Origin of the sequence: Kineococcus indalonis (assembly GCF_009906395.1) — a bacterium.
In the GTDB taxonomy this organism is placed as follows: domain Bacteria; phylum Actinomycetota; class Actinomycetes; order Actinomycetales; family Kineococcaceae; genus Kineococcus; species Kineococcus indalonis.
In genome coordinates this window covers 1-3,089 of sequence record NZ_JAAALM010000490.1, presented here as the reverse complement: position 1 = coordinate 3,089, position 3,089 = coordinate 1, and the positions used below count along the sequence as shown (strand labels likewise).

Annotated in this window: 4 protein-coding genes; 2 read left to right on the top strand and 2 right to left on the bottom strand. The window is 78.0% G+C overall.

The window, feature by feature from the left end:
• Window positions 1-3: 3 nt before the first annotated feature.
• Together GTR00_RS17905 and GTR00_RS17900 are read left to right on the top strand one after the other, a co-directional pair.
• On the top strand, window positions 4-1,056 hold the full coding sequence (locus GTR00_RS17905) for an iron-containing redox enzyme family protein (protein WP_407659726.1): 1,053 nt from the start codon (window positions 4-6) through the stop codon (window positions 1,054-1,056).
• Entirely contained in the window at window positions 1,047-2,093 is a 1,047-nt protein-coding gene (locus GTR00_RS17900) for a glycosyltransferase (RefSeq protein ID WP_205706103.1), read from the top strand. The genes GTR00_RS17905 and GTR00_RS17900 overlap by 10 nt, the downstream gene beginning before the upstream one ends.
• Here the strand turns inward: GTR00_RS17900 and GTR00_RS17895 are convergent.
• A complete protein-coding gene (locus tag GTR00_RS17895; RefSeq protein ID WP_166612934.1) occupies window positions 2,041-2,385 on the bottom strand; it encodes a hypothetical protein in 345 nt (114 codons plus the stop codon). The genes GTR00_RS17900 and GTR00_RS17895 overlap by 53 nt on opposite strands.
• Before the next feature lie 80 nt (window positions 2,386-2,465).
• Window positions 2,466-2,942, bottom strand: a complete 477-nt coding sequence (locus GTR00_RS17890) for a DUF4383 domain-containing protein (protein WP_166612933.1) — start codon at window positions 2,940-2,942, stop codon at window positions 2,466-2,468.
• Window positions 2,943-3,089 lie beyond the last annotated feature (147 nt).

The window sequence follows — 3,089 nt, the reverse complement described above, 5'->3', positions numbered from 1 at the left end:
GTCGTGCACGCCCCGGACCCGGCCGCGAGCGCCGCGGACGGGCGCCTGCCGCTGCCGCCGGCGCGCGGCGGGCTGAGCGCGGCGCTGCTGCGGCACCTGCGCGCCGAGCCCGGCGCCGCGGGCGCCGGCGAGCTGCGCGCCCTGGCCGCGCGCACCGCCGCCGCCTCCGGCGACCTGCTGCGCGACGAGGACGTGCAGCTGTCGCTGTTCCTGCTGTACGAGCTGCACTACCGCGGCCTGGAGGGCGTGGACGACGCCCTGGAGTGGGACCTGGGCCTGCTGGGCGTGCGCGAGGAGCTGGAGGGCCCCTTCGAGGCGGCGGTGCGCGCGCTCGTGCAGGTGCCCGAGGTGCCCGCGGAGGACGTCGCCGAGACGCTGTTCGCGATGGCCGCCGAGGACGGCGGGCCGAGCGTCAGCGCGTTCCTGCAGCGGCGCGCGGACGTGGAGCAGGTGCGCGAGTTCCTGGTGCACCGCTCGATCTACCACCTGAAGGAGGCGGACCCGCACACGTGGGCGGTGCCGCGCCTGGCCGGCGGGCCGAAGGCGGCGCTGGTGGAGGTGCAGGCCGACGAGTACGGCGGCGGCCGCCCCGAGCGGATGCACTCGGCGCTGTTCGCCCGCACGATGCGCGCGCTGGGCCTCGACGACGCCTACGGCCGGTACCTGCCCTCGGTGCCGGGCACCACGCTGGTCGGCACGAACGCGATGTCGCTGTTCGGGCTGCACCGCCGCCTGCGCGGGGCGATCGTCGGGCACCTGGCGGTGTTCGAGATGACGTCCTCGCTGCCGAACAAGGCCTACGGCAACGGGCTGCGCCGCCTGGGCTTCGACGCCGACGCGACGTGGTTCTTCGACGAGCACGTGCAGGCCGACGCCGTGCACGAGCAGATCGCCGGCCGCGACCTGGCCGGGGCGCTGGCGCGCCGCGAGCCGGGCATCGCCGCGGACGTGCTGTTCGGCGCGGCGGCGTGCCTGGCGCTGGACGCGCTGGCCGGCGAGCACCAGCTGAGCAGCTGGGAGGACGGCCGCACCTCGCTGCTGGCGCCGTGGTCCTGACGCCGGGCGGGGCGGTGCCCCGCCGTCCGGTGGCGGAGTACGTGGTGCCGCTGCGCTGGTCCGGGCGCCCCGACGCCGAGGTGGGCGAGGTGGCGGCCTACCTGCAGGCGCTGTCGGTGCTGGTGGACGTCACCGTCGTGGACGGCTCCCCGGAGGAGGACTTCGCCCGGCACGCGGCCAGCTGGACGCGCGCGCCGGGGGTGCGGCACGTGCGCCCGCGCCCCTGGCCGGGCCGCAACGGCAAGGTCGCCGGGGTGGTCACCGGCGTGCTGGGCGCGCGCCACGAGCACGTCGTCGTCGCCGACGACGACGTGCGCTACGGGCCGGCGGAGCTGGTGGCGGTGGTGGCCGCGCTGGAGGGCGGCGCGGACGCGGTGCGCCCGCAGAACGTGTTCTCCCCCGCTCCCTGGCACGCCCGCTGGGACACCGCCCGCTCGCTGGTCAACCGCGCCTTCGGCGCCGACTACCCCGGCACGATCGCCGTGCGCCGCAGCACGTTCGAGGCGATGGGCGGTTACGACGGCGACGTGCTGTTCGAGAACCTGCAGATGCTGCGCACGGTCGAGGCCGCCGGCGGGCGCGTCGTCGCGGCCTCGGACGTGTACGTGCGGCGCCTGCCGCCCACGGCGCGGCACTTCGCCGGCCAGCGGGTGCGCCAGGCCTACGACGACTTCGCCCAGCCGTGGCGGCTGGCGGTGGAGGCCTCGTGGCTGCCGCTGCTGGTGCTGGCCGCCCGCCGCGGGCGGGGCGCGGCGGCCGCGGGGGCCGGGGCGCTGGCCGCGGCGGCGGTGGCCGAGGTGGGCCGGCGCCGGCACGGCGGCCGGGAGCACTACCCGGCCACGGCGGCGCTGTGGGCGCCGCTGTGGGCCGCGGAGCGGGCGGTGTGCGTGTGGGCGGCGATCGGCGCCCGGGCGCGCGGCGGCGTGCGGTACTCGGGGGGCCGGGTACCGCACGCCGCCAGGCCGGTCGCGCCGGCGGGGCGGGTCAGCCGCGCGGCTGCGCCGGGTTCGTCGGGTCCCCGTGAGACGGAGGGTTGACCGGCGGGGCGTTGGTGGTGCTCGGGCTGAGGCCCGGGCCCTGCGCGGCCGGGGCGTGCTCGGGCTGCGCCCCGGCCGGGTTCCCGCCGGAGGGCTGCGCGCCGGCGGCGAGCTGGTCGGCGCGCGCCCGCAGCACCGTGAGGACCGGCTCGCGCGCCCCGTGCGCCTCCTCGTAGACGATGAGGTCGCCCACCCCGGCGGCGTCCAGGGAGCGGATGCGGTCGGTGAGGGTGGCCACCGGCAGGTGGTCGTAGTCGGGCACGGGCAGCGTCGAGCGCTCGTCGGAGCTCACGGTCTCTCCTTCTTCCTCGGGTCCCCGGGGCACGTCCGCCCCGGGCGGTTCGCGGTGTGCGCGCGCGGGCCGGGGACGGCTCAGGGGTGGTGGGCGGCGTTCAGGTCCACCCGGCGCGGCATGAGCAGGCCCAGCAGCACCATGCCGACGGCGAGCACGAGGTGCAGCCGGTCGTCGGCGGTGTTCAGCGGCACGAGGTTCGCCTGGCTGTCCTGGGCGACGACGAGGCCGTAGACCCACAGCGCGGCGTAGGCGAGGCCCCCGGCGACCAGGAAGCTGCGCGCGGCGGAGGCCGTCCGCGCGGCGAGGACGCCGACGACGCCGAGGGCGAGGTGCAGCAGGTTGTGCAGCACCGACACCTGGAACAGGCCCAGCAGCATCGCGCCGGAGTGGTGCCCGGCGGCGGCGAGCCGGTCGTAGTCGGTCGTGACCCCGGGGACGAACCCCGCGACCCCGACGAGCACGAAGACCGCTCCCACGACCAGCGAGGTCGCCTGGACGGGGGAGCGGCGCAGCGAGCGGGAGGTCCCGGTCCCGCTGGTGGTCCTGGTGGCCATGGTGAGCTCCTCGGGTTCACGCGCCCGCGGTGGGCGCGGCGGGAGGCGGCGGTGCCGCGGGAGGCGCGCTCTGCTGGACCCCTCCTCCCACCGTAGGCAGCCGCGCGGGCGGGGCAACTCGGGGCGCGGCTGCCTACGGTGGGAGGA

Bases quoted from the DNA above. Each gene is read 5' to 3' on its own strand.
- GTR00_RS17890 (WP_166612933.1), bottom strand. From the start codon at position 2,942: ATGGCCACCAGGACCACCAGCGGGACCGGGACCTCCCGCTCGCTGCGC.